We start from the raw sequence: 659 nt of genomic DNA, 5'->3' as shown, positions 1-659 counted from the left end.
GGTTATTAAAATAAATAGTGATATTTTTGTATTGAAATTTTTCAAACGAAGCATAATTTAATTCAAAAGTACATTTTTTTATGGTTAGTAAAAACCAAATAAAACTAATTACAAGTTTACAACAAAAAAAGTATCGACAAACACATCAATTATTTATTGCCGAAGGTGTAAAGGTAATTCAAGAATTGCTTGTATCAAATTTTATGCTAGAACATTTATTTGTTACTGAAAATTTATTTGAAACAGTTTCTTCCGATAAAAAAACATTGATTTCTGAATCTGATTTAAAAAAAATTAGTTGTTTGGCTACACCTAATAATTGTTTGGCTTTGTTTAAAATTCCGAACGAGAAAAAAATACTTCATGATGGTTTGATTGTTGCGCTTGATGAGGTTCGCGATCCAGGAAATTTAGGAACTATTATTAGATTATGCGACTGGTTTGGTGTAAAACAAATTGTATGTTCTACTAATTCTGTTGATATTTATAATCCAAAAGTGGTTCAAGCAACGATGGGTTCTATTTCGAGAGTAAATGTTGTTTATACGAATTTGGTCGAATTTTTATCGAATGCTGAAGCTGAAGTTTTCGGAACATTTATGGATGGAAAAAACGTTTATAAAGAAAATCTTCCTCAAAACGGAATTCTAGTTCTTGGA

1 protein-coding gene is annotated in these 659 nt (G+C 28.4%); it reads left to right on the top strand.

The features are described 5' to 3' along the window. Positions 1-80: 80 nt before the first annotated feature. The coding region (locus DIU01_RS13735; protein WP_290835386.1) for an RNA methyltransferase at positions 81-659 on the top strand (579 nt) is incomplete at its 3' end.

Origin of the sequence: Flavobacterium sp., from assembly GCF_003525665.1 — a bacterium.
GTDB lineage: Bacteria > Bacteroidota > Bacteroidia > Flavobacteriales > Flavobacteriaceae > Flavobacterium.
The sequence above is the reverse complement of the archived record's forward strand: the minus strand, read 5'-3'. Positions and strand labels throughout refer to the sequence as shown.